At 66.3% G+C, this 23,299-nt stretch carries 23 protein-coding genes; 15 read left to right on the top strand and 8 right to left on the bottom strand.

Features of this window, described 5'->3' with window-relative positions; translation table 11 throughout:
* The first annotated feature begins 83 nt into the window (after window positions 1–83).
* From ASC91_RS14175 to ASC91_RS14160, 4 genes are all read left to right on the top strand, one after another.
* Entirely contained in the window at window positions 84–1,589 is a 1,506-nt protein-coding gene (locus tag ASC91_RS14175) for a HAMP domain-containing sensor histidine kinase (protein WP_082532678.1), read from the top strand.
* Window positions 1,573–2,034: a hypothetical protein gene (locus ASC91_RS14170; RefSeq protein WP_082532677.1), complete on the top strand. Its 462-nt coding sequence runs from the start codon at window positions 1,573–1,575 to the stop codon at window positions 2,032–2,034. The genes ASC91_RS14175 and ASC91_RS14170 overlap by 17 nt, the downstream gene beginning before the upstream one ends.
* A 10-nt stretch (window positions 2,035–2,044) precedes the next feature.
* Window positions 2,045–3,451, top strand: coding sequence for a sigma 54-interacting transcriptional regulator (locus ASC91_RS14165; protein ID WP_056197770.1), 1,407 nt, complete (start codon window positions 2,045–2,047; stop codon window positions 3,449–3,451).
* 199 nt (window positions 3,452–3,650) lie between these two features.
* Entirely contained in the window at window positions 3,651–3,995 is a 345-nt protein-coding gene (locus ASC91_RS14160; RefSeq protein WP_056197769.1) for a BON domain-containing protein, read from the top strand.
* Between the two features lie 60 nt (window positions 3,996–4,055).
* Here the strand turns inward: ASC91_RS14160 and ASC91_RS14155 are convergent, their stop codons facing one another.
* Window positions 4,056–4,793 (bottom strand): helix-turn-helix domain-containing protein, encoded by a 738-nt coding sequence (locus tag ASC91_RS14155; RefSeq protein WP_056197767.1) that lies wholly within the window; start codon window positions 4,791–4,793, stop codon window positions 4,056–4,058.
* 84 nt (window positions 4,794–4,877) lie between these two features.
* Here ASC91_RS14155 and hemN point away from each other — a divergent pair, with 84 nt between their 5' ends.
* The 4 genes from hemN (at window position 4,878) to ASC91_RS14135 (ending at window position 8,521) form a co-directional block, all read left to right on the top strand.
* Entirely contained in the window at window positions 4,878–6,272 is a 1,395-nt protein-coding gene (gene hemN / locus ASC91_RS14150) for an oxygen-independent coproporphyrinogen III oxidase (RefSeq protein ID WP_056199556.1), read from the top strand.
* Window positions 6,272–6,892: a sulfite exporter TauE/SafE family protein gene (locus ASC91_RS14145; protein WP_056197765.1), complete on the top strand. Its 621-nt coding sequence runs from the start codon at window positions 6,272–6,274 to the stop codon at window positions 6,890–6,892. Before hemN ends, ASC91_RS14145 begins: the two co-directional genes overlap by 1 nt.
* 63 nt (window positions 6,893–6,955) lie before the next feature.
* On the top strand, window positions 6,956–8,212 hold the full coding sequence (gene icd, locus ASC91_RS14140; RefSeq protein WP_056197764.1) for an NADP-dependent isocitrate dehydrogenase: 1,257 nt from the start codon (window positions 6,956–6,958) through the stop codon (window positions 8,210–8,212).
* A 33-nt stretch (window positions 8,213–8,245) separates the two neighbouring features.
* The gene (locus ASC91_RS14135) at window positions 8,246–8,521 is read left to right on the top strand and encodes a hypothetical protein (protein WP_056197762.1); all 276 of its coding nucleotides are present in this window, start codon (window positions 8,246–8,248) and stop codon (window positions 8,519–8,521) included.
* A 265-nt stretch (window positions 8,522–8,786) separates the two neighbouring features.
* Here ASC91_RS14135 and ASC91_RS14130 read toward each other — a convergent pair whose 3' ends face one another.
* Window positions 8,787–11,024 carry an NADP-dependent isocitrate dehydrogenase gene (locus ASC91_RS14130; RefSeq protein WP_056197760.1) on the bottom strand — a complete coding sequence of 746 codons (2,238 nt, stop codon included), beginning with the start codon at window positions 11,022–11,024 and terminating at the stop codon, window positions 8,787–8,789.
* 166 nt (window positions 11,025–11,190) lie between these two features.
* Window positions 11,191–11,445 carry a cold shock domain-containing protein gene (locus ASC91_RS14125; RefSeq protein ID WP_056199553.1) on the bottom strand — a complete coding sequence of 85 codons (255 nt, stop codon included), beginning with the start codon at window positions 11,443–11,445 and terminating at the stop codon, window positions 11,191–11,193.
* Between the two features lie 195 nt (window positions 11,446–11,640).
* Between ASC91_RS14125 and clpS the strand changes: the two genes are divergently transcribed.
* The 3 genes from clpS (at window position 11,641) to ASC91_RS14110 (ending at window position 15,641) form a co-directional block, all read left to right on the top strand.
* Window positions 11,641–12,021 carry an ATP-dependent Clp protease adapter ClpS gene (gene clpS / locus ASC91_RS14120; RefSeq protein WP_056197758.1) on the top strand — a complete coding sequence of 127 codons (381 nt, stop codon included), beginning with the start codon at window positions 11,641–11,643 and terminating at the stop codon, window positions 12,019–12,021.
* Window positions 12,018–14,345, top strand: coding sequence for an ATP-dependent Clp protease ATP-binding subunit ClpA (gene clpA / locus ASC91_RS14115; protein ID WP_056197757.1), 2,328 nt, complete (start codon window positions 12,018–12,020; stop codon window positions 14,343–14,345). The genes clpS and clpA overlap by 4 nt, the downstream gene beginning before the upstream one ends.
* Window positions 14,346–14,444: 99 nt before the next feature.
* Window positions 14,445–15,641 (top strand): hypothetical protein, encoded by a 1,197-nt coding sequence (locus ASC91_RS14110; protein ID WP_157281620.1) that lies wholly within the window; start codon window positions 14,445–14,447, stop codon window positions 15,639–15,641.
* Between the two features lie 10 nt (window positions 15,642–15,651).
* Here the strand turns inward: ASC91_RS14110 and ASC91_RS14105 are convergent, their stop codons facing one another.
* Genes ASC91_RS14105 through ASC91_RS14085 form a run of 5 tightly spaced genes read right to left on the bottom strand, consistent with a single transcriptional unit; the run spans window position 15,652 to window position 18,775 of the window.
* On the bottom strand, window positions 15,652–16,434 hold the full coding sequence (locus ASC91_RS14105) for a zinc-dependent peptidase (protein WP_394326332.1): 783 nt from the start codon (window positions 16,432–16,434) through the stop codon (window positions 15,652–15,654).
* Window positions 16,434–17,180 carry a UDP-2,3-diacylglucosamine diphosphatase gene (locus ASC91_RS14100; RefSeq protein WP_056197751.1) on the bottom strand — a complete coding sequence of 249 codons (747 nt, stop codon included), beginning with the start codon at window positions 17,178–17,180 and terminating at the stop codon, window positions 16,434–16,436. The genes ASC91_RS14105 and ASC91_RS14100 overlap by 1 nt, the downstream gene beginning before the upstream one ends.
* Window positions 17,177–17,674, bottom strand: coding sequence for a peptidylprolyl isomerase (locus ASC91_RS14095; RefSeq protein ID WP_056197749.1), 498 nt, complete (start codon window positions 17,672–17,674; stop codon window positions 17,177–17,179). Before ASC91_RS14095 ends, ASC91_RS14100 begins: the two co-directional genes overlap by 4 nt.
* The gene (locus ASC91_RS14090) at window positions 17,671–18,234 is read right to left on the bottom strand and encodes a peptidylprolyl isomerase (protein WP_056197747.1); all 564 of its coding nucleotides are present in this window, start codon (window positions 18,232–18,234) and stop codon (window positions 17,671–17,673) included. Before ASC91_RS14090 ends, ASC91_RS14095 begins: the two co-directional genes overlap by 4 nt.
* A gap of 13 nt (window positions 18,235–18,247) precedes the next feature.
* A complete protein-coding gene (locus ASC91_RS14085; protein WP_056197745.1) occupies window positions 18,248–18,775 on the bottom strand; it encodes a tetratricopeptide repeat protein in 528 nt (175 codons plus the stop codon).
* A 118-nt stretch (window positions 18,776–18,893) separates the two neighbouring features.
* On the opposite strand from ASC91_RS14085, the gene cysS reads away from it, so the two are divergent.
* The 4 genes from cysS to tilS all read left to right on the top strand — a co-directional run bounded on the left by cysS (window position 18,894) and on the right by tilS (window position 23,246).
* Entirely contained in the window at window positions 18,894–20,267 is a 1,374-nt protein-coding gene (cysS, locus tag ASC91_RS14080; RefSeq protein WP_056197743.1) for a cysteine--tRNA ligase, read from the top strand.
* Window positions 20,267–20,896, top strand: coding sequence for a DNA-3-methyladenine glycosylase (locus ASC91_RS14075; protein ID WP_056197741.1), 630 nt, complete (start codon window positions 20,267–20,269; stop codon window positions 20,894–20,896). Before cysS ends, ASC91_RS14075 begins: the two co-directional genes overlap by 1 nt.
* A 105-nt stretch (window positions 20,897–21,001) precedes the next feature.
* A complete protein-coding gene (locus ASC91_RS14070; protein ID WP_056197740.1) occupies window positions 21,002–21,973 on the top strand; it encodes an acetyl-CoA carboxylase carboxyltransferase subunit alpha in 972 nt (323 codons plus the stop codon).
* A complete protein-coding gene (gene tilS, locus ASC91_RS14065; RefSeq protein WP_056197737.1) occupies window positions 21,942–23,246 on the top strand; it encodes a tRNA lysidine(34) synthetase TilS in 1,305 nt (434 codons plus the stop codon). The genes ASC91_RS14070 and tilS overlap by 32 nt, the downstream gene beginning before the upstream one ends.
* The last annotated feature ends 53 nt before the right edge of the window (window positions 23,247–23,299 follow it).

The following is a 23,299-nucleotide window of genomic DNA, read 5'->3' as shown; positions in this document are numbered from 1 at the left end:
GCAGGCTGGTTGCATCGTGATGCAAAGCCAGCCGGCGAGGTCCGATCACGTGCCGTTTGCGCACCTAGGATGCGGCGCCCAAGATGTCCTCCGCCACGCTGGCCGCTGCCTCCTCCGCACCCGAACCGACCTGGCAACGCCCGCGCGGCGGTGGCCTGCGCGGGCTGTCCTTCCACCAGTGCCTGCTGGCCGCCTTTTTGCTGATCACGGCGCTGCTGGGCGGCGCGGCGGCCCAGGCCATGTTCGCACTCGAGCATGTCGCCCTGCAGAGCCGCGAAGCCGCGCAGGACGCCGCCAGTCTGAGCGCCCAGGTGCAGCGGCTGTCCGAACGCACCGTGGCCATGGAGCGCAGTGCGCGGCAGTTCCTGGTGCTCGACGACGCCAGCCTGCGCGAACGCTTCCAGGCCGCCTGGGCAGACGCCAAGGCCACGCAGGCGACATTGGCCGGCACGCTGACCGAGCCGGCATCGAAGCAGCTGTTCGCCGACTGGGGCAGGCAGGCCGAAGCGGCCTGGGAGGTGCTGCAGAACCCAGGCCCGACCCGCACTCGGTCCACGGCACTGCGGCGGCTGACACCGGTATTCGCGCGCCTGCACGGCCTCAACGAGACCCTGACCGAGCAGAGCCAGCGCGCCGTGGACCGCCGCAGCGACGCGGTGCTGGCCGAACTGGAGCAGCAGCGGCGCCTCATCAGCGCCCTGGTGCTGGGCGCCATCGCGCTGGCCGTGCTGCTGGCGCTGGGCTTTGGACACTGGCTGCTGCGGCCTCTGGCCCATGTCGAGGCGGCCATCGGCCGGTTGGGCGACAACCGCTTCGACGAGCCCGTGGAGGTGCGCGGCCCGGCCGACCTGCGCCGGCTCGGGCGCCAGCTGGAGTGGCTGCGCCAACGCCTGGCCACGCTGGAGTCGGACAAGACGCGCTTCGTGCGCCACATCTCGCATGAGCTGAAAACGCCGATGGCCTCCATCCGCGAAGGCGCGGCCCTGCTGCGCGAGGGCGTTGCCGGCCCGCTGACGCCGGATCAGACCGAGATCGTGCGCATCCTCGGCGACAACAGCGCCGCCCTGCAGGGCCAGATCGAGGACCTGCTGCGCTACCAGACGCTGGCCTCCAACTCTGCGCAACTGCAGCGCCGCGCGACCGACCTCAAGGCGTTGCTGGCGCGTGTGGTGGATGAACAGCGCCTGCTCTGGCAGACCCGGGGCCTGCAGGTACGCATTGACGCCGCGGCCTGCAACGCCCTTGTCGACGACGCCAAGCTGGCCATCGTGCTGGCCAATCTGCTGGCCAACGCACTGCGCTTCAGCCCGCCCGGGGGCGTCATCGTGCTGACCCTGGAACAGGACGACCGCAAGTTTTGCATCGACTGCATCGACGCCGGTCCCGGCGTGGCAGCCGAGGATGCCGAGCGCATCTTCGACCCCTTCTACCAAGGCCGCAACCAGGCGCCCGGCGCGCGCCGCGGCAGTGGCATCGGCTTGTCCATCGTGCGCGAGATCGTGCAGGCCCACGGCGGCAGCTGCCGGCTGCTGGCCAGCGATGGCGGTGCCCATTTCCGGATTGAGATACCCCATGCGAAGACTGCTTGAGATTGGCTCATTGCTGCTGCTGGCCGCCTGCCAGACGGCCCCGCCAGCGCCCGTGCCGGCTCCGCCGCCCCCTGCGCCTGTCTGCCCGGAGCTGCCCGCGCCACCGCCGCAGGTCGACGATCTGAAGGCGCTGGTCGGCTATGCCGAGGATCTGCGCAAGGCCCTGGCCCTGAGCCAGGGGCGCAGCAGCGCAGACCAGGCCCAGGCTGCGGCGCAGATCGACCTGATCGCCAATGCGACCGACGCGTCGGCCGAACCGATCAAGCCGCTGGCCGCGCTGATGGCCACCCGCCTGGCCGAGCAGCGGCGGCTGCAGGACAACATCGACAAGCTCAACCAGCAACTGCGCGAGAGCCAGCGCCGCAACGAGCAGCTCAACGAGAAGCTCGAGGCCCTCAAGGCCATCGAGCAGACCCTGCCGGGCAAGCCCGGTGCTCCGCGATAAAGGGGCAGCAATGACCACGCAAGCCACCATCCTCCTCGTCGACGACGACGCCGACCTGCTGCGCCTGATGACGATGCGGCTGACCGCTGCCGGCCATGCCGTGCAGGCCGTGGCCAGCGCCGAAGCTGCGCTCGCCCACCTCGCCGTGCGGCTGCCGTCCCTCGTCATCACCGATGTGCGCCTGCCGGGGCTGGACGGCCTGGCCCTGTTCGACGAGGTGCGCGCCCGGCACCCGTCGCTGCCGGTCATCCTGCTGACCGCCCACGGCAACATCCCCGATGCGGTCGAGGCCACGACGCGGGGTGCCCATGCCTATCTGACCAAGCCCTTCGACGGCAAGGGGCTGCTGGACAAGATCAACCAGGCGCTGCGGGTGAACGTGACGGGGCCGGCGCCGCTGGACGGCGATGCTGCGTGGCGCAGCGAGATCATCAGCCGCAGCCCGCGCATGGCCGAGGTGCTGTCCGAGGCGCGGCTGGTGGCGGCGACCGACGCGAGCGTGCTGATCTCGGGCGACAGCGGCACCGGCAAGGAGCTGCTGGCGCGCGCCATCCACCGCGCCAGCCCGCGCGCAGCGAAGCCCTTCATCGCGGTGAACTGCGCCGCCATCCCCGAGGCGCTGCTGGAATCCGAGCTGTTCGGCCATGTGAAGGGCGCCTTCACCGGCGCGCAGGCACAGCGCCAGGGGCTGATCCCCGCGGCGCAGGGCGGCACGGTCTTTCTGGACGAGATCGGCGACATGCCGCTGGCCTTGCAGGTGAAGTTGTTGCGTGTGCTGCAGGAGCGTGTCGTGCGGCCGGTGGGCAGCAACGAGGCGGTGGCGGTGGACGTGCGTGTGCTGTCCGCCACCCACCGCGACCTGGAGCTCGCCATGGCCGAGGGTCAGTTCCGCCCCGACCTCTATTACCGGCTCAATGTCGTGCAACTGCGCCTGCCCCCGCTGTCGGAGCGGCGCGAGGACATCGCACTGCTGGCCCAGCACTTCCTGCAGACCTTGGCCGAGCGGCACCGCCGGCCGGTCAAGGGTTTTGCGCCGGATGCGCTGGAGGCGTTGGTGACTGCGCCCTGGCCGGGTAATGCGCGCCAGCTCTACAACGTCGTCGAACAGGTCTGCGTGCTGGCCATGGCGCCGCTGGTGTCGCTGACCCAGGTGCAGCGCGCGCTGCAGACGCCGTCGCTGGAGGTGCTGAGCTACCAGCACGCCAAGCAGCGCTTCGAGCGCGACTACCTCAATCAATTGCTGAAGCTGACCTCGGGCCATGTGGCCGAGGCCGCGCGCCTGGCCGACCGCAACCGCACCGAGTTTTATCGCCTGATGCAGAAGCACGGGCTGGATCCGCAGCTCTTTCGCGCCGACCCCCTAGCTGCCGCGTCGGATTCGGGCGACAGAAAACCGTCAGATGAATCAAGCACTTAGGCCGGCATCGCCATGCGGCGTCGCCGCCCGGCGACAAAATGGCCGGTGCTGATGGTTGCTGAAGGGTCCCGTCGCACCGGGTTTTGTCCTAAGTCATTGATCTGCTGAGTAAATCTGAAACTGGCACGGGCCTTGCGCTGAACCTGTTCGTGGTGCCCCCCGGTATCGCTTTCGATTCACGCATCCTCAGGAGATCTGCATGCGACAAACATCCACCTTCGCCCGACTGCTGTCTGCCGCCTTGATGGCTGGTAGTGCCACTGCAACCTTTGCCGCTGACCAAGCACCGGCGACGCCGGCCCCGGCCGAACAGGTTGCTCAGGCGCAAACCGCCGGCGACACGACGATTGCCAGCCAGGCCCAGGCCGTATTGCAGCAGGACAAGGATCTGGCAGCCCTGCCGCTGACCGTGAGCAGCAGCGCTGCTGGCGTGGTCGTGCTCAAGGGCGCGGCACCCAGCGCCGACCTGGCCCAGAAGGCCATCAAGCTGGTTCAGGCCGTGCCCGGCGTGAAGGAAGTGCGCAACGAGATCAAGGTCGGCTGACCGCCGTTTCCTCGATCTCGAGGCCCTGCGCGCCCCCGCAGGGCCTTTTTTCGTCTGGCTTCAGCAGCGGCTGTTGTTCACCAAGACCTGAAGCCCGGCCTGGTCGAGGATGCGCAGCTGGCGCTGCTTGACCTCCAGCAGCCCGTCCTCCTGGAATTTGGAGAAGGTGCGGCTGACGGTTTCCAGTTTCAGGCCGAGGTAGCTGCCGATCTCTTCGCGCGTCATGCGCAGCACGAGGCTGGATGCCGAGAAGCCGCGTGCCTGCAGGCGCTGGGTCAGGTTCAGCAGGAAGGCCGCCAGGCGCTCCTCGGCCCGCATATTGCCGAGCAGCAGCATGACGCCGTGGTCGCGCACGATCTCCCGGCTCATGATCTTGTGAAAGGAGTGCTGCAGCACGCTGAATTCGCGTGACAGCTCCTCCAGCTGGGAATAGTGGATGACGCAGACGGACGAGTCCTCCAGCGCGACGGCGTCGCAGTGGTGACGGTCGCTGCTGATGCCGTCCAGGCCGAGCAGCTCACCGGCCATCTGGAAGCCGGTGACCTGGTCGCGGCCATCCTCGCTGCCGACGCGGGTCTTGAAGAAGCCGGTGCGCACGGCGTACAACGCTTCAAAGCTCTCACCGTTGCGAAACAGATACCCGCCGCGCGGCACGCTGCGTCGCATGGCGACGAGGCCATCCAGGCGGGTCAGGTCGGCGGCCCGCAAGCCCACAGGCAGGCAGAGCTCGCGCAGATTGCAGCTGGCGCAGGCGACCTTGAGCGGCTCGAGCGCGGCGGTGGGGCAGGGAAGACTCATGGGTTGGCATTCTTGGACCGGGCCGGCACTGCGCGCTTGACCTGGATCAAGGCCGGCGAGCCGCGGTATCGGCACAGTTGCCGCATGGCTGCTGTGACCGAAAGACCGCTGGACCCCGACCTCCTTGACGCCAACATCAGGCGCCACGACGTGGCCGGCCCGCGCTACACCTCCTACCCGACGGCCGACCGCTTCGTCGAGGCCTACCAGGCACCCCAGCACCTGCAGGCCCTGGCACAGCGCGGCGCGGCGCAGCCGCTGTCGGTCTATGTGCACATCCCGTTCTGTGAGCAGCTCTGCTACTACTGCGCCTGCAACAAGATCATCACCAAGCACCACGAGCGCGCCCAGCCCTATCTGGCCGCGTTGAACCTGGAGATGGACCTGGTGGCCGAGGCCCTGGGCGGCCACGCGCCCGTCTCGCAACTGCATCTGGGCGGTGGCTCGCCGACCTTTTTGTCGGACACTGAACTGAGCGTGCTGATGGACGCGTTGCGCCGGCGCTTCAAACTGCTGCCCGGCGCCGAGTTGTCCATCGAGGTGGACCCGCGCACGGTGGATTTGGCGCGCCTGGCGCACCTGCGCCGGCTCGGGTTCAACCGCCTGTCCTTCGGCGTGCAGGACTTCGACCCGGCCGTGCAGAAAGCCGTGCACCGCGTGCAGCCGCTGGCCTCTGTCGCGGCCCTGATGCGCGGGGCGCGTGAGCTGGGTTTCGCCTCCATCAGCGTCGACCTGATCTATGGCCTGCCGCTGCAGACGCCGGCGTCCTTCGCGCGCACCATCGCCCAGGTCGCCGAGCTCCGGCCCGACCGCATCGCGATGTATGCCTATGCCCACCTGCCGCAGCGCTTCAAGCCGCAGCGCCGCATCGTCGCCGAGTTGCTGCCGCCGGCGGGTGACAAGCTGGCCATGCTGTCGGGCGCGATCAGCGCATTGCTGGGCGAGGGCTATGCCTACATCGGCATGGACCATTTCGCGCTGCCCGACGACCCGCTGGCCGTGGCCAAGCGCCAGGGCCTGCTGCACCGCAACTTCCAGGGCTATTCGACGCAGCCTGATTGCGATCTCATCGGCCTGGGCGTTTCGGCCATCAGCCGCGTCGGCGCAACGTATGCGCAGAACGCCAAGACCCTGGCCGAGTATGAGGATGCGCTGAACCAACACCAGCTGCCCGTGCAGCGCGGCCTGGCTTTGACCCGCGACGACCTGTTGCGCCGCGCCGTCATCATGGCGCTGATGTGCCAGGGCCGGCTGGAGTTCGAGTCCATCGCGGCGTCCTATCTCGTCGACGTTGCCACCTACTTCGCGCCGGAGCTGGAGCGCTTGTCCCGGCTGGCCGACCAGGGCCTGGTCGAGCGGCAACCCGACGCCTTGCAGGTCACGCCGCTGGGCTGGTATTTCGTGCGCGCCGTCGCGTCGGTCTTTGACCGCTACCTGCAGGCCGACGCCAGCCGCGAGCGCTTCTCCAAGATCATCTGATGGATGCGGCCCTGGTCCTGTCCGCCACGCTGATGGGGCTGGCAGGCATGCCGCACTGCGCGGCCATGTGCAGTGCGCCTTGCGCCCTCGCCGCGGGGCACCGGCCCGTGCGGCTGCTGGCCGGCCGACTGCTGGGTTATGCCGCCGGGGGCGCGGTGGCGGCAGCGTCCGCCCAGGCGCTCGCACGTGTCTCGCAGAGCGTGACGCTGCTGCAGCCCGCCTGGGCCTTGCTGCAGGCGGCACTGCTGCTGTTCGGCCTGACGCTGTTGGTGCGTGGCCGCGTGCCGGCGTGGCTGGGCGCCGTGCGCTGGCGCCCTCAGCCGCGCCATGCCTTCGCTACCGGCATCGCCTGGGTGGCCATGCCCTGTGGGCTGCTGCATGCGGCGCTGCTGCTGGCCGGGCTGTCAGGCTCGCCCGTGAGCGGCGCTGCGGCAATGGCCGGCTTTGCGCTGGCCAGCACGCCGGGCCTCGTCATCGCGCCGCTATGGCGGGCGCGGCTGCTCAAGCAGGGCGCGGGTGGTGAGGTGCTGGCGCTGCGCCTGGCCGGGCTCATGCTGGCCGCGGGGGCGGCGTGGGGGCTGGTGCACGGCGTGTGGCAGCGGCTCCTGCTGGCCTGCTGAGCCGGCCATAAACTCGCCGGGTTTCGTTTCCTAGTCTCGTCTCTTGCGCGGAGCCCACACGTCATGTCCCAACACATCAAGGTGCCTGAAGGCGGCCAGAAGATCACCGTCAACGCCGACTTCACGCTGAACGTGCCCGACCAGCCCATCATTCCCTACATCGAAGGCGACGGCACCGGCCTGGACATCACGCCCGTCATGCTCAAGGTGGTGGACGCGGCGGTGGCCAAGGCCTACGGCGGTGCGAAGAAGATCCACTGGATGGAGGTCTACGCCGGCGAGAAGAGCACTCGCGTATACGGCCCCGATGTGTGGCTGCCCGAAGAGACGCTGCAGGCCGTGAAGGAATACGTTGTCTCCATCAAGGGGCCGCTGACCACGCCCGTCGGCGGTGGCATCCGCTCGCTGAACGTCGCCCTGCGCCAGGAGCTGGACCTGTACGTCTGCCTGCGCCCGGTGCAGTATTTCGACGGCGTGCCCAGCCCGGTGAAAGAGCCGCACAAGGTCGACATGGTCATCTTCCGCGAGAACTCGGAGGACATCTACGCCGGCATCGAATACGAGGCCGAGAGCGACAAGGCCAAGAAGCTCATCAAGTTCCTGCAGGACGAAATGGGCGTCAAGAAGATCCGCTTCCCAAACACCTCGGGCATCGGCATCAAGCCTGTCAGCCGGGAGGGCACCGAGCGCCTGGTGCGCAAGGCCATCCAGTACGCCATCGACAACAACAAGCCCAGCGTCACCATCGTGCACAAGGGCAACATCATGAAGTTCACGGAGGGCGGTTTCCGAGATTGGGCCTATGCGCTGGCTCAGAAGGAGTTCGGCGCCCAGCCCATCGATGGCGGCCCGTGGTGCAAGTTCAAGAACCCCAAGACGGGCAAGGACATCACCATCAAGGACAGCATCGCTGACGCCTTCCTGCAGCAGATCATCCTGCGCCCGGCCGAGTACAGCGTCATCGCCACGTTGAACCTGAACGGCGACTACATCTCCGACGCGCTGGCCGCGCAGGTGGGCGGCATCGGCATCGCCCCGGGCGCCAACATGAGCGACTCCATCGCGATGTTCGAAGCCACCCATGGCACGGCGCCCAAGTACGCCGGCAAGGACTATGTGAACCCCGGCTCCGAGATCCTGTCGGCCGAAATGATGCTGCGCCACATGGGCTGGATAGCCGCCGCAGACCTCATCATCAGCGCGATGGAAAAGGCCGTCCTGAGCAAGAAGGTGACCTACGACTTCGCGCGCCTGATGGACGGCGCGACGCAGGTGTCGTGCTCCGGGTTCGGGCAGGTGATGATTGACCAGATGGAGTGACACGGTTTCGCCCCGAACGCCTAGACTTTGGGCATGCCGGACTACATCAACACCTACGTTGACGAAAATCAGCTCCTCATCTACGAGGGGGCGGACTTCGACGAGGTGTATCTGGCTGACCGTTCGGGTGAGCGCGGTGCACAGGTGTGGTGTTGGACTCGTCGTGAGACGGACCTCAACAAGGCCAGCTGGCTGCGGCTGATCGTGTCGGTCGATGACAAGGATTCCGCTGCCGCCGTGGAGCGGGTCCGTGGCGCGTTGAAGCCGAATCCTGTGCCGGATCCGTTTCGCAAGCCCGTGCCGCATTGAGGGCGCCGGCTTTTGTTGCCAGGTGCACAAAAAGAAACCCCGGCGCGGAGGCCGGGGTTTGGGGCGACCCGTGGTGCTTCACGTGTCGCCTGTCAGAAGGCTTTGCAGGAGCAAACGCCTGGTATCAGACTGTAGTAAATATTTTGGTCGTTGGGCTTGCTGTTTCATTGCGGAATACCCGCCAACGTGAAATCGCAACGCGTCATGAGGCGTTGCAAGCAAAACGGGGCGCCGATGGCGCCCCGTTTCTTCGTTCAGCGGTCGATCAGCTGGCCAGCGATTGCAGCGCCGCGTTGAACGTGGCGCTGGGGCGCATGATCTTGTCGAGCTTGGCAACGTCCGGCAGGAAATAGCCGCCGATGTCGGTCGGCTTGCCTTGGACGGCCTTCAGTTCCTCGGCGATCTTGGCCTCGTTGGCGGTCAGCATCTCGGCCAGCGGCTTGAAGCGGGCCGCCAGTTCGGCGTCCTCGGTCTGCTCGGCCAGGGCCTGAGCCCAGTACAACGTCAGATAGAAGTGGCTGCCGCGGTTGTCGAGCTCGCCGGTCTTGGGGCTGGGGCCCTTGCCGTTGTCCAGCAGCTTGCCGGTGGCGGCATCCAGGGCCTTGGCCAGCACCTTGGCCTTGGCGTTCTTGGTCTTCATGCCCACGTCTTCCAGGCTGACCGCCAGCGCCAGGAACTCGCCCAGCGAATCCCAGCGCAGGTGGTTTTCCTCCACCAGCTGCTGCACGTGCTTGGGCGCCGAGCCACCGGCGCCGGTTTCGTACATGCCGCCGCCAGCCATCAACGGCACGATGGACAGCATCTTGGCCGAGGTGCCCAGTTCCATGATGGGGAAGAGGTCGGTCAGGTAGTCGCGCAGGATGTTGCCGGTGGCGCTGATGGTGTCCTGGCCGCGGATGACGCGCTCCAGCGTGTAACGCATCGCGCGCACCTGGCTCATGATCTGGATGTCCAGGCCGGTCGTATTGTGCTCATGCAGGTACATCTTGACCTTGGTGATGAGCTGCGCCTCGTGCGGGCGGTAGGAGTCCAGCCAGAACACCACCGGCATGCCGGAGTTGCGGGCGCGCGTGACGGCCAGCTTGACCCAGTCGCGGACGGCGGCGTCCTTGCACTGGCACATGCGCCAGATGTCGCCCTGCTCGACGTCCTGGCTCATCAGCACCTCGCCGGTGGCGAGATCGGTGATGTTGGCCACGCCGTCCTCCGGGATCTCGAAGGTCTTGTCGTGCGAGCCGTATTCCTCGGCCTGCTGGGCCATCAGGCCCACGTTGGGCACCGTGCCCATGGTGCGCGGGTCGAAGGCGCCATGCCATTTGCAGAAGTTGATGATCTCCTGGTAGATGCGGGCAAAGGTCGACTCCGGCATCACGGCCTTGACGTCCTTCAGGCGGCCATCGGCGCCGTACATCTTGCCGCCGCTGCGGATCATCGCGGGCATGGAGGCGTCGACAATGACGTCGTTGGGCGAATGGAAGTTGGTGATGCCCTTGGCCGAGTCCACCATCGCCAGTTCGGGGCGGTGTTCGTGGCAGGCGTGCAGGTCGCGCTTGATCTCGTCCTGCTTGGCGCTGGGCAGCGTGGCGATCTTGGTGTACAGGTCCACCATGCCGTTGTTGACGTTGATGCCCAGTTCGTCGAACAGCTTGGCGTGCTTCTCGAACGCGTCGCGGTAGAAGATGCGCACGCAGTGGCCGAACACGATGGGATGGGACACCTTCATCATGGTGGCCTTGACGTGCAGCGAGAACATCACGCCGGTCTTGCGCGCGTCCTCGATCTCCTTTTCATAGAAGGCCAGCAGGGCCTTCTTGCTCATGTACATCGAGTCGACCACTTCGCGGTCCAGCAGCGAGACCTTGGCCTTGAGCACAATGGCCTTGCCGCTCTTGGTGATGAGCTCCATCTTCACGTCGCGTGCGCGGTCCAGCGTGATCGACTTTTCACCGTGATAGAAGTCGCCGTCGTGCATGTGCGAGACGTGCGAGCGCGAGGCCTGGCTCCAGTCGTCCATGCGGTGCGGGTTCTTGCGGGCGTATTCCTTCACCGCCTTGGGCGCGCGGCGGTCGGAATTGCCCTCGCGCAGCACCGGGTTCACGGCCGAGCCGATGCACTTGTTGTAGCGCGCGCGGATGTCCTTCTGCTCATCCGTCTCGGGCTTTTCGGGGTAGTCCGGGATCTTGTAGCCCTTGTCCTGCAGTTCCTTGATGGCGGCCTTCAACTGCGACACCGAGGCGCTGATATTGGGCAATTTGATGATGTTGGCTTCCGACTTCAACGTCAGCTTGCCCAGGGCGGCCAGGTTGTCGGGCACGCGCTGCTCTTCGGTCAGCAGTTCCGGGAACTGGCCCAGGATGCGGCTGGCCACCGAGATGTCGCTGCTGACGACGTCGATCCCAGCCGACGCCGCGAAGGCCTTGACGACCGGCAGCAGCGAGGCAGTGGCCAAGCGGGGGGCTTCGTCGGTCAACGTGTAAACAATCTGGGTCTTTTCGGCGGTCATGAGCGTGTTCCGGTAGATGGCAATCCGTGCTGCACACAGCGCCAGGAGGCGGCGCGCAACACGTAACTCTAGCAAGCCGGGCGCGCGCTTGCTGCGCGAGCCCGGCGGCGCCAATGCAAAAGCCCCGTGGCGTCAGGCCACGGGGCTTTTGATTTGTGAGCTCAGCTCAGGACGCCAGCTGGGGCTGTTGCTGCTGCTCGGCGGCGCGTGCAGCGGCTTCCATCGGCGTGATGTTCTGCGCAAGCTGGCCTTTGGGGCCCTGCACCAGGTCGAACTGCACCTGGCTGCCCTGCTTCAGCGTCCGAAAGCCTTCCATCTGGATCGCTGAAAAATGGGCGAAGACATCATCTCCGCCGGCTTCCGGCTCGATGAATCCGAAGCCCTTGGCATCGTTGAACCACTTGACTTTGCCCAGTGCCATCATCTTGTCTCCATTCTTTGTGGCACCTCCTGGGGAGGCGGAGGCAGATTCTGGTAGCGCAATAAAAAGCGTCAATTCGGGACCTTCCCGGCCGGGTTCACCCTCAGAACCTTCCGCCCCGCGCTTGCAATTTCCAGGAGCGTCGCCAACTGCCCGCGGTCGGCGAGGGGAAGCCCCCGTCGATAGAATCCCGACATGCCTGTGCTCCCCGTCTTTTCACCGCGAAACCAGTCGCCCCCGCCCCCGCCCGCGCCCCCTCTGAAGCCGGGCAAGGACGAAGGCGAGGGCGCGGTCGTCGTCGAGCGGCAGACCCAGAAAACCGAGCCCCCCCGGCTCTACCAGGTCCTGCTGCTGAACGACGATTTCACGCCGATGGAGTTTGTTGTCATGGTTCTGCAGGAATTTTTCCGGCATGACCTCGATACGGCGACGCAGATCATGCTCAAAATCCACCATGAGGGTCGCGGGGTCTGCGGTGTCTTCACCAAGGACGTCGCCGCGACCAAGGTGGAGTTGGTTCTGGCCGCCTCACGGCGTGCCGGCCACCCCCTGCAGTGCATTATGGAGGCCGCATGATTGCGCAAGAGCTTGAAGTCAGTTTGCACATGGCGTTCGTCGAAGCACGCCAGCAGCGGCACGAATTCATCACCGTCGAGCACCTGCTGCTCGCTTTGCTCGACAACCCCAGCGCCGCGGAGGTGCTGCGCGCCTGCGCGGCCAACCTGGACGACCTGCGCAAGAGCCTGACGCAGTTCATCAAGGAAAACACGCCGATGGTGGGCGGCAGCGACGAGGTGGACACCCAGCCCACGCTGGGCTTCCAACGTGTCATCCAGCGCGCCATCATGCACGTGCAGAGCACCGGCAGCGGCAAGAAGGAAGTGACCGGCGCCAACGTGCTCGTCGCCATCTTCGGCGAGAAGGATTCGCACGCCGTCTACTACCTGCACCAGCAGGGCGTCACGCGCCTGGACGTCGTCAACTTCATCGCCCACGGCATCAAGAAGACCGACCCCGAGCCGCCCAAGAACCCCGAGGGCCAGGCCCCCGGTAGCCAGGAAGGCGAGCGCGAGGAAGGCGAGGGCGGCAGCGCCAAGGCGTCGCCACTGGAGCAGTTCACGCAGAACCTGAACCAGCTGGCCAAGGACGGCAAGATCGACCCGCTGATCGGTCGCGAGTCCGAGGTCGAGCGCGTCGTGCAGGTGCTGTGCCGCCGGCGCAAGAACAACCCGCTGCTGGTCGGCGAGGCCGGCGTGGGCAAGACGGCCATCGCTGAAGGCCTGGCCTGGAGGATCACCGAGGGCGAAGTCCCTGAGGTCCTCGCCGACGCCGTCGTCTACTCGCTGGACATGGGCGCGCTGCTGGCGGGTACCAAGTACCGCGGCGACTTCGAGCAGCGCCTGAAGGCGGTTCTGAAGGCGCTGAAGGACCAACCCAGCGCCATCCTCTTCATCGACGAGATCCACACGCTGATCGGCGCCGGTGCGGCCTCGGGCGGCACGCTGGACGCGAGCAACCTGCTCAAGCCGGCGCTGTCCAGCGGCGCGATGAAGTGCATCGGCGCGACCACCTTCACCGAGTACCGCGGCATCTTCGAGAAGGACGCGGCGCTGAGCCGGCGTTTCCAGAAGATCGACGTCGCCGAGCCTTCGGTCGAGCAGACCATCGAGATCCTGAAGGGGCTCAAGAGCCGCTTCGAGGAGCATCACTCGGTCAAGTACGCCCTGGGCGCGCTCCAGGCGGCCGCCGAGCTGTCGGCCAAGTACATCAATGATCGCCACCTGCCGGACAAGGCCATCGACGTCATCGACGAGGCCGGTGCTGCCCAGCGCATCCTGCCCAAGAGCAAGCAGAAGAAGACCATCACGCGCGTCGAGGTCGAGGACATCGTCGCCAAGATCGCGCGCATCCCGCCCGCATCGGTCAACAGCGATGACCGCAGCAAGCTCAAGACGCTGGACCGCGACCTGAAGAGCGTCGTGTTCGGGCAGGACCCGGCGGTCGACGCGCTCGCCGCCGCCATCAAGATGGCGCGCTCGGGCCTGGGCCGGCCCGAGAAGCCGGTGGGCTCCTTCCTGTTCAGCGGCCCCACGGGTGTCGGCAAGACGGAGGTCGCCAAGCAGTTGGCCTACATCCTGGGCATCGAGTTGATCCGCTTCGACATGTCGGAGTACATGGAGCGCCATGCTGTCAGCCGCCTGATCGGTGCGCCTCCGGGCTATGTCGGTTTTGACCAGGGCGGCCTGCTGACCGAGGCGGTCACAAAGAAGCCGCACTCGGTGCTGCTGCTCGATGAAATCGAGAAAGCGCACCCGGATGTCTTCAACGTGCTGCTGCAGGTCATGGACCACGGCACGCTGACCGACAACAACGGGCGCAAGGCCGACTTCCGCAACGTCATCATCATCATGACGACCAACGCGGGTGCCGAGGCGCTGAACAAGGCCACCATCGGCTTCACCAACTCGCGCCAGCAGGGCGACGAGATGGCCGACATCAAGCGCCTGTTCACGCCGGAGTTCCGCAACCGCCTGGACGCCATCGTGTCCTTCCGCCCGCTGGACGAGGAAATCATCCTGCGTGTGGTCGACAAGTTCCTGCTGCAACTGGAAAGCCAGCTGCAGGAGAAGAAGGTCGAGGTCAGCTTCTCCGACGCGCTGCGCAAGCATCTGGCCAAGAAGGGGTTCGATCCGCTGATGGGTGCGCGGCCGATGCAGCGCCTCATCCAGGACACCATCCGCCGCGCGCTGGCCGACGAACTGCTGTTCGGCAAGCTGGTCGATGGCGGGCGCCTGAGCGTGGACGTGGACGACAAGGGCGAGACGGTGCTGGACATCCAGCCCACGCCGCCCAAGCCGGCCAAGGACAACAAGCCCAAAGCCGAGCCAGCGACGGCCTGAACCTGCTGCGCATCCCGACAAGGGCGCCTCGGCGCCCTTTCTGCTTTCTGGACGCTATATTCCGCCCCTCAAAAATGACATCCACAGAGGGAGGATGAAATGGCACCACGAATGATGCGCGGTCTTCGCGCGGCATGGGCCTGCGTGATTCTGGCCGGCTGCGGTGGCGGTGGGTCAGGTGGCAGTACGGGCAATCCCGATTCCGCGTCCGCTCCAGCTGCGTCGCCGGTCAGTGTCGGCAATGTGCAGTTCCAGCCCATGGAATATGAGGCCTTCGAAGGCGACGACCCCATTCCGGCACTGACCATCACGGCGGATGTGTCCGGCGACTTTTCCAAACTGCAGGACCGAACGGTCTACGTGGGTGTCGAAGACCCTGGTCAACTCTTCGGGGCTGCCCCATCGGTGAGCTTGGCCCCCAACGGCCTCGGCATCCAACTGATGCTTCTCACCCGGAGCCCAAACACCAAGACCGGGGATTTCCGCAGCGAGATCAAGGTCAACGTCTGCATGGATTCGGCGTGCCGGCAGCAATTTGCCGGTTCACCCTTCAAGGTGCCCTATCACGTCAAGGTCTTGCCGGGTTTGAAGTTCGTGGAGCAGGGCAACATCAATCTCGCTGCAAAGTTCGGCAGCGTACCGCTGCCGAGCTGGAGCACGGTAGTCGTCTTGCCAGCTGGTGCGACAAATCTCCGCGGCGCAGTCTTCAAGAGAGGGTTCAAGATCCTGTCGGATGCGGCGGAGGTCAAGACGGAAGGGGCCACGGTGACGCTCCAAGCGCGGCCGGTCCACGTGACCTCGCGTGAGCTGGACCTTTACGTCGAGGCAGAAGCGGTGACGTCGACGGGGCGAAAAGTGATGCTGTCGGAGACCCGTCCGATCACCTACAAAATGACGGCGCCCGATCAGTCCGCAGTGGTCTACACACCGGCCAGCGGGAGGCTGGTGCGATCCTCGACCTCTGTTGAGGTAATGGGCGGCATTTTCCAGATGATGAGCCCGCAGGCTGAGCCGTTCTATGTTTCTGCCAGGGTCGAGTATTTGGACGCCTCCAATGGCGGGCTGGACGATGCGAAGGGCAAGGCCTGGCTGGTACCAAACAGGGTCAACACTGCGAACAACGCCTCGGACCTGCTCTTTCCCGCCGAGGTGCGCTATGGCCTCAATGAGCTTTGCATGCTGTCTGGCCCTCGGTGTATGGCGCCCGGGCACTATGTCGCCAAGGTGATTCTTTCCACGGCGACTGGCCAGGACGCGCCTCAGTCGTTCCTGGTGCACCTCGACATGGAGCCCTGACGGCGCCGGCTCACCGACTCAACCCGCCGGGGTTCTGCCTGAAGAACCCGGCAAGCAGTTCGTACATCGCCGGCTCCTCCGCCCGCATAGCGGCCGGGGCGACGAAGAAGGCCTCGACGGCGACGGCGAAGAATTCCTCGACGGCCTCGCCGCCGTAGGGGTCGATCAGCGTCTCCTCGCCGGCGTCGATGCGGGCGCAGAATTTCTCCCATTCGGCGTCGATGACCGTGGTCCAGCGCTCGCGTTCGTCGGCGTCCAGCGGGGGCGCGCCGTCAGCCAGCCCATCTCGCATGTCGATGACGTGGGCGAACTCGTGGATGACGACGTTGAAGACCGCGTCCGCGCCGAACTCGGCCGGGTCGTCGCTGACGGCGATGGCATTCCAGGTCAGCATCAGCGGGCCGCCTTCCATGGCTTCGCCGGCCAGCTCCTCGTCGTACTCGTGGACGACGCCGTCTTCGTCCTCGAAGCGCCGCTGCGCCACGACTTCGCCCTCGTGCATGACGATGCCGACGAAACCGTCATACCAGGACAGGCCCAGCCGCAGCACGGGCAGGCAGGCCTGGGCCGCGACGGCGACGGCGACTTCGTCGGTCACCTCGAAGCCGCCGACACCGTGGAACTCCTTGGTCGACAGGAAAAGGCTCGACAGCCGGCGCAGCTCGGCGAGGTCGTCCTCGCCGCGCTGGGCCAGGAAGGGGTAGCGCAGCAGGGTCAGCTGCCATAGCGCATCTGGAATCGCATGGCGTTCGACGGCGCGTTGCTCACGCCAGTTGCGCAAAGCTTTCAGGATCACAGGGAAAGGCGTTGCAGGCCGGCTGCGGACAGGCGGATGACGTCGCCGCGCGGTGGGGTGCCATCGAGATCCCAGTCCGACAGCACGACGCGCCTGAGCCCGTCGCCCAGATCGTGCTCGGCAGGGCGGTGTGTGTGACCATGGATCATCGTCGTCGCGCCGGCTTCGTTCAGCAGCGCGCGGCAAGTCTCGGCGTCGAGGTCGGTGGCCATCAGTTGCGCGGCTTGCGCCGCGCGGCTACCTTTGCGCATCTGGCGCCCCAGCGCCTGGCGGGCTTCGAGCGGCTGCGCCAGCACCTGGGCCTGCCATTCGGGCGAGCGCACCTGGCGGCGAAAGGCCTGGTAGGCGGTGTCGGCAAGGCATTGCGCATCGCCATGCACCAGCAGCCAGCGCTGGCCAAAGGCATCGAGCACCGTGGGATCGGGCAGGGCGGTCATGCCGGCGTCCGCCAGCAACTCCGCGCCGACAAGGAAGTCGCGGTTGCCGTGCATGAAGAAGAGATCCAGGCGCCGCGACGCATCGCGCAGCAGGCGTACGACACCGGCCTCGAAGGGCTCGTTCCGGGCGTCGTCGCCGACCCAGACCTCGAAGATGTCGCCGAGCAGCAGCACCGCTTGCGCGGGCGTCTGCGCAAGGTGCTGCTCAAGCCGGGCCAGCGTGCCCGGCGTGTCCGGCCCGAGGTGCAAGTCCGACAGCAGATCGATCTGCCGCCACTGCGCCGGGGCCGTCAGCGTGTGGATCAAACCTCGACGGCTTTCTCGATGATGACGTCTTCGACCGGCACGTCACCATGGCCGCCACGCGTGGCGGTCTTGGACTTCTCGATCTTGTCGACGACGTCCTTGCCCTCGATGACCTTGCCGAAGACGGCATAGCCCCAGCCCGACGGGCTCTCGGACTTGAAGTCCAGGAAGCCGTTGTTGGTCGTGTTGATGAAGAACTGCGCCGTGGCCGAGTGCGGCGCGTTGGTGCGCGCCATGGCCAGCGTGTAGTGGGCGTTCTTCAGGCCGTTGTTGGCCTCGTTCTGGATGGCCGCCTCGGTGGGCTTTTGATTCATGCCGACCTCAAAGCCGCCGCCCTGGACCATGAAGCCCTTGATGACGCGGTGGAACACCGTGCCGTCGTAGTGGCCCTTGCGGACGTAGTTCAGGAAGTTGGCGACCGACAGCGGCGCCTTCTCGGCATCCAGCTCAATGAGGATGTCGCCGTGGTTGGTGGTGAGTTTGACTTGGCTCATTTTTTGACGGGCTCAACGAGAGCCTTGGTGATGAAGATGGGCTTGACCGGGAAATGCTGGTGCATGCCGTGCGGCGTGACCTCGACGGCGCGGATCTTGTCGACGACGTCCATGCCCTCAATGACCTGGCCGAAGACGGCATAGCCCGACGCCGGATTGTCCGGCTCGCCGTCGAGCATGGGGTTGTCCACCACGTTGACGAAGAACTGCGAGGTCGCCGAGTTCGGGTCGTTGGTGCGCGCCATGGCGATGCTGCCGCGCACATTGGGCAGGCCGTTGTGTGACTCCAGCGGGATGGGCGGCTTGGTCGGCTTCTGGTTCAGCTTGGCGTCGTAACCGCCGCCCTGGATCATGAAGGTTGCCATGACGCGGTGGAAGACCGTGCCGTTGTAGTGGCCGGCCTTCACATATTGCAGGAAGTTGGCGACCGACTTGGGCGCCTTCTGGGCGTTCAGTTCGATGCGGATGTCGCCTTCGGTGGTCTGCAGCTTGACGGTTTGGGCCTCGGCGCCCAGCGTGGCCAGCAGGCCGGCGAGAAGGAGAGGAAGGATTTTGGTCATGGGAGGCGAGTGGTTAGCGGGTGCGCAATTCGCGGGTCAGGGCCAGCGTGCGGTTGATCTTGCCGGCCAGCGTGTCGCTGGGCATCAGGGCCGACTTCTGGGCACGCTGGTAGGCGCGCAGAGCCAGGCGTACCAACACATCGCCAAGATTTTCCTGGGCCTGGGCATGGTCGGGATGCAAGCGCAGGGCCTGCTCCAGCGCGGCCTTGGCTTCGTCGAGTTCGCCGGCGGCCGCGTGCAGTACGGCGAGATTGTTGTAGGGGTCGGCCAGGTCGGGGAAGTCCTGCGTGAGGCGGGTGAAGATGGCCGTCGCCTTGGCAGGCTCGCCAAGTTCCATGCGCATGACACCCAGTGCGAAGCGCAGTTGCAGATCATCAGGTTGACGGGTCAGGGCCTGCTCGACCTGCTCGACGGCCTGGCTCTTCTGGCCGGCCAGCCAAAGCCGCTGGGCGCTGGCAAGGTCGTCGGCGCGAACCGGCGTGGTTGCCAGCGCCAGGATCAGCAGGCAGGGCAACGCGAGGGTGGGGAAGGGCAGGCGCATGAGGGTTGTAGCGGGGGGCGGCGTCAGGGTCGGCCGCTATACTGAATTCATTCTATGAGCCCCGCCTGGGCGGACCCGGTGCGGGGCTTCTTGTTGGTGGCTGCTGCCCTCGTTTTTCATGTCCCTGCGCGTTCACAACTCCCTCAGCCGAGATCTCGAAGACTTCCAACCGCTCGTGCCTGGCCAAGTGCGCATGTACGTTTGCGGCATCACGGTCTACGACCTCTGCCACATGGGGCATCTGCGCATGAACATGGCGTTCGACGTCATCTACCGCTGGCTGCGTGCCAGTGGTTACGGCGTCACCTATGTGCGCAACATCACCGACATCGACGACAAGATCATCAAGCGTGCCGTCGAGCGCGGCATCACCATCCGCCAGCTCACCGAAGAGATGAGCGCGGCGATGCACGAGGACTTTGCAGCTGTCGGCCTGCTGCGCCCGGACCACGAACCGCGCGCGACCGAGTACGTGCCGCAGATGCTGTCGCTGATCGAGCGCCTGGAAGAGCGTGGCCTGGCCTACCGTTCTGATACTGGCGACGTGAACTACGCGGTGCGCAAGTTCGAAGGCTACGGCAAGCTCAGCGGCAAGAGCATCGATGACCTGCGCGCCGGCGAGCGCGTGGCCGTGGACGACGGCAAGCTGGACCCGCTGGACTTTGTGCTCTGGAAGGCCGCCAAGGCCGAGGAGCCGGCGGACGCCAAGTGGGCAGCTCCCTTCGGCGAGGGCCGCCCGGGTTGGCACATCGAGTGCTCGGCAATGAGCTGCGCGCTGCTCGGCGAAAGCTTTGACATCCACGGTGGTGGCACCGATCTGCAGTTCCCTCACCACGAGAACGAGATCGCCCAGAGCGAGGGTGCGGGCTACCCCTTCGCGCGCTACTGGCTGCACAACGGCTTCCTGAACGTCGATGGCGAAAAGATGTCCAAGAGCCTGGGCAACTTCTTCACCATCCGCGACGTGCTGCAGAAGTTCGACGGCGAGACGCTGCGCTTCTTCATGCTGCGCACCCACTATCGCCGGCCGTTCAACTTCAGCGATGCCCACCTCGAAGACGCCCGAGCCGCGCTGACGCGGCTGTACACGGCGCTGGACGCCGTGCCGCCGTCCGAAGTCGCCATCGACTGGAGCGAGCCCAGCGCCGCTGCCTTCAAGACGGCGATGGACGAGGACTTCGGCACGCCCGGTGCCATCGCCGTGCTGTTTGACCTCGTCAACGAAGTCAACCGTGATCGCTCACCCCAGCGTGCCGGCTTGCTGAAGGCGCTGGCCGGCGTGCTCGGCGTCTTGCAGCAGGAGCCGCGCGCCTATCTGCAGGGCGGCTCGGGCATTGACGACGCGGCCTGGATCGAGGCGCGCATCGCGGCCCGCGCTGCCGCCAAGGCCGCCAAGGACTTTGCGGGTGCCGACGCGATCCGCGCCGAGTTGACGGCCAAGGGCATCATGCTGAAGGACGGTGCCGACGGCACGACCTGGGTGAAGAGCTGATGCCGCCCGAAGTGATCCCGGCCTACTGGGACGAGGCCTGCAAGCACCTGGTCAAGCGCGACCGGGTCATGAAGAAGCTCATCCCGCAGTTCGGCGAGGCGCGGTTGCAGAGCCGCGGCGACGCCTTCGCGACGCTGGCCCGCTCCATCGTCGGCCAGCAGATTTCGGTCAAGGCCGCCCAATCGGTCTGGAACCGCTGGATCGCGCTGATGACCAAATTCCAGCCGACCGCCGTGCTGGGCCTGGGTGTGGATGAGCAGCGCGCTGCCGGCCTGTCCGCCCGCAAGGTCGAATACCTGCGCGACCTGGCGGAACATTTCGACACTGGCCAGGTTCATGTGCGCCAATGGGCGCAGATGGACGACGAAGCCATCATCGAAGAGCTCGTTGCCATTCGTGGCATCGGCCGGTGGACGGCCGAGATGTTCTTGATTTTTCACTTGATGCGCCCCAATGTGATGCCCCTGGATGACATCGGCTTGTTGAAGGGCATCAGCCAGAATTACTTTTCGGGCGAACCTGTCTCGCGCGCCGAGGCGCGCGAAGTCGGCGACGCCTGGGCGCCCTACCGTTCGGTAGCGGTTTGGTACATTTGGCGCAGCCTCGACCCGCTGCCTGTGGACTATTGAGGTCATTGTTCAACCACCCAGAGCGGGCCGCACGCCGGGACGCTCCAAAGCCGACAGACACCCGTCAAGGGATCAGCCGGCGTACTCACCGGACGAGGGGATCCATTGAGCAAAAAACATTTTCTGGAATTCGAGCAGCCCATCGCCGAGCTCGAGACCAAGATCGAAGAACTGCGCTATGTGCAGAGCGAGTCTGCGGTCGACATCTCCGAGGAGATCGATCGCCTCTCCAAGAAAAGCCAGCAGCTGACCAAGGAGGTCTACGCCAACGTCCTGCCCTGGCAGGTCTACCAGATCGCCCGCCACCCGCAGCGCCCGCAGACGCTGGACTACTGCTCGGAAGTTTTCACCGAGTTCCAGGAACTGCACGGTGACCGTCACTTCGCCGACGACGCAGCCATCGTGGGCGGCATCGCGCGCTTCAACGGCCAGGCCTGCATGGTCATCGGCCACCAGCGCGGCAGCGACGCCAAGGAGCGCACGCTGCGCAACTTCGGCATGCCGCGCCCCGAGGGCTACCGCAAGGCGCTGCGCCTGCTGAAGCTGGCCGAGAAGTTCGGCCTACCGGTCTTCACCTTCATCGACACCATGGGCGCCTATCCTGGCATCGGTGCCGAGGAGCGCAGCCAGAGCGAGGCCATCGGCCGCAACATCCTCGAGATGGCGCAGCTCGAAGTGCCCATCATCGCCACCGTCATCGGCGAGGGCGGCTCGGGTGGTGCGCTGGCCATCGGCGTGGCCGACCAGGTGCTGATGCTGCAGTTCGCGGCCTATTCCGTCATCTCGCCGGAGGGCTGCGCGTCCATCCTGTGGAAGAGCAGCGAACGCGCCTCCGAGGCGGCCGAGGCCCTGGGCATCACGGCTCACCGCCTGAAAGCGCTCGGCCTGATCGACAAGATCGTCAGCGAGCCGGTGGGTGGCGCGCACCGCGACGCCAAGCAGATGGCGTCCAACCTGAAGCGCGCGCTGAGCGACGCACTGCGCCAGGTCAGCGACCTCAAGACTCGTGAACTGGTGGACCGCCGCTACGAGCGCCTGCAGGCCTATGGCCGATTCGGCGACACCAAGAACAGGTGATGCGGTCGCCGTCGCCTTCAGCGGCGGCCTGGATTCCACGGCCCTGTTGCATGCGACCGCTCGCGCGGCGCAAGGCAGCAGGGTCGTTGCCCTTCATGTCCACCACGGCCTGCAGCCGCAGGCCGACGACTGGGTCGCGCATTGCGAGCGCGTGGCGCATGAGTTCGGAGCGGCCTATGTCTGCACGTGGCTGAGCGGATCGCCGGCGCGCGGCGACAGCGTGGAGGCCTGGGCTCATGCGGGCCGGCATCGCGCCCTGCACGACATGGCTGTTGCGGCGGGGGCCGACCTGCTGCTGCTGGCCCATCACCGACAGGACCAGGCCGAGACCTTCGTGCTGCAGGCTTTGCGCGGCGCCGGCACGGCGGGCCTTGCTGGCATGCCCAGGGCGCAATGGCGCGACGGCGTCTGCTGGGCACGGCCCTGGCTTGATCAGCCGCGCGACCTCATCCGCGCTTACGCCGAGCAGCATGGGCTCAGCTGGATAGAAGATCCGAGCAATGCCGATGCGCGCCATGCCCGCAACCGACTGCGCCAGACGCTGTGGCCGGCCTTTGCGGCGGCCGAGGCGGGCCTGGCCCAGTCGGCGCGCTGGGCGCAGCAGGCTGAGGAACTGGCTGCGGAAGTCGCGGCATCCGACCTTGCGGAGCTCGCGACCGCCGAGCGGCTGGATCTGGCCGCCGTGTTCCGCCTGTCGCCCGCCCGCGCAAGCAACGCGCTACGCGCCTGGCTGTCGCGGTACGCGAGCGTGCCGGCCAGCCTGGTCGAGCGCCTGCGGTCTGAATGGCATTCGGGCGCCACGCTGTCCTGGCCCGCGCCCGGTGGTGCCGTGCACGCCTATCGCGACGGCCTTTACTGGGCCGCCGAATCGGCCGCCCCGCCGCCTGCGTCGATGCTGAACCTGAGTCGCCCCGGCCTGCATCCTCAGCCGGCCTGGCAGGGCGCATGGCTCGTCGAGCCGGCCTCGCCCGGCATCGCGGTGGGGCGACTCGCCCAACTGACCCAGCGCGCTCGCGCCGGCGGTGAGCAATTCCAACGGGCCCCGGCCTCCGTGCAGCGTGCCCTCAGAAAGGCCTGCCAGGAAGCCGGCCTGCCGCCGTGGCGGCGCGGCGGGCCTCTGCTTTTTGACGCGCAGCAGCGCCTCATTGCCGTCGCCGGGCTTGGCATGGACGCCCGTGCCTTCGCCGATCAAGATGAGCCGAAGCTGTCCTTGCGCTGGCTGGAGGACGCAGCCTTGCCGCAGAGCGAAGGCGAGGGCGGGACTGCCGCATAAAATCGGGGGTTTGCGAGCATCCGTCCCGGCAGCTCACTCTTCCAGCCTTCGCT

Origin of the sequence: Pelomonas sp. Root1237 (assembly GCF_001425055.1) — a bacterium.
GTDB lineage: Bacteria > Pseudomonadota > Gammaproteobacteria > Burkholderiales > Burkholderiaceae_C > Pelomonas.
The sequence above is the reverse complement of the archived record's forward strand: the minus strand, read 5'-3'. Positions and strand labels throughout refer to the sequence as shown.

Bases quoted from the DNA above. Each gene is read 5' to 3' on its own strand.
- ASC91_RS14135 (WP_056197762.1), top strand. From the start codon at position 8,246: ATGCCGGACTACATCAACACCTACGTTGACGAAAATCAGCTCCTCATC.
- ASC91_RS14085 (WP_056197745.1), bottom strand. From the start codon at position 18,775: ATGCGCCTGCCCTTCCCCACCCTCGCGTTGCCCTGCCTGCTGATCCTG.
- cysS (WP_056197743.1), top strand. From the start codon at position 18,894: ATGTCCCTGCGCGTTCACAACTCCCTCAGCCGAGATCTCGAAGACTTC.
- ASC91_RS14165 (WP_056197770.1), top strand. From the start codon at position 2,045: ATGACCACGCAAGCCACCATCCTCCTCGTCGACGACGACGCCGACCTG.
- ASC91_RS14090 (WP_056197747.1), bottom strand. From the start codon at position 18,234: ATGACCAAAATCCTTCCTCTCCTTCTCGCCGGCCTGCTGGCCACGCTG.
- clpA (WP_056197757.1), top strand. From the start codon at position 12,018: ATGATTGCGCAAGAGCTTGAAGTCAGTTTGCACATGGCGTTCGTCGAA.
- ASC91_RS14170 (WP_082532677.1), top strand. From the start codon at position 1,573: ATGCGAAGACTGCTTGAGATTGGCTCATTGCTGCTGCTGGCCGCCTGC.
- ASC91_RS14125 (WP_056199553.1), bottom strand. From the start codon at position 11,445: ATGGCACTGGGCAAAGTCAAGTGGTTCAACGATGCCAAGGGCTTCGGA.
- ASC91_RS14160 (WP_056197769.1), top strand. From the start codon at position 3,651: ATGCGACAAACATCCACCTTCGCCCGACTGCTGTCTGCCGCCTTGATG.
- ASC91_RS14145 (WP_056197765.1), top strand. From the start codon at position 6,272: ATGGATGCGGCCCTGGTCCTGTCCGCCACGCTGATGGGGCTGGCAGGC.
- ASC91_RS14175 (WP_082532678.1), top strand. From the start codon at position 84: ATGTCCTCCGCCACGCTGGCCGCTGCCTCCTCCGCACCCGAACCGACC.
- tilS (WP_056197737.1), top strand. From the start codon at position 21,942: ATGGCCGATTCGGCGACACCAAGAACAGGTGATGCGGTCGCCGTCGCC.
- clpS (WP_056197758.1), top strand. From the start codon at position 11,641: ATGCCTGTGCTCCCCGTCTTTTCACCGCGAAACCAGTCGCCCCCGCCC.
- hemN (WP_056199556.1), top strand. From the start codon at position 4,878: ATGGCTGCTGTGACCGAAAGACCGCTGGACCCCGACCTCCTTGACGCC.
- ASC91_RS14155 (WP_056197767.1), bottom strand. From the start codon at position 4,793: ATGAGTCTTCCCTGCCCCACCGCCGCGCTCGAGCCGCTCAAGGTCGCC.
- ASC91_RS14075 (WP_056197741.1), top strand. From the start codon at position 20,267: ATGCCGCCCGAAGTGATCCCGGCCTACTGGGACGAGGCCTGCAAGCAC.
- ASC91_RS14110 (WP_157281620.1), top strand. From the start codon at position 14,445: ATGGCACCACGAATGATGCGCGGTCTTCGCGCGGCATGGGCCTGCGTG.
- ASC91_RS14130 (WP_056197760.1), bottom strand. From the start codon at position 11,024: ATGACCGCCGAAAAGACCCAGATTGTTTACACGTTGACCGACGAAGCC.
- icd (WP_056197764.1), top strand. From the start codon at position 6,956: ATGTCCCAACACATCAAGGTGCCTGAAGGCGGCCAGAAGATCACCGTC.
- ASC91_RS14095 (WP_056197749.1), bottom strand. From the start codon at position 17,674: ATGAGCCAAGTCAAACTCACCACCAACCACGGCGACATCCTCATTGAG.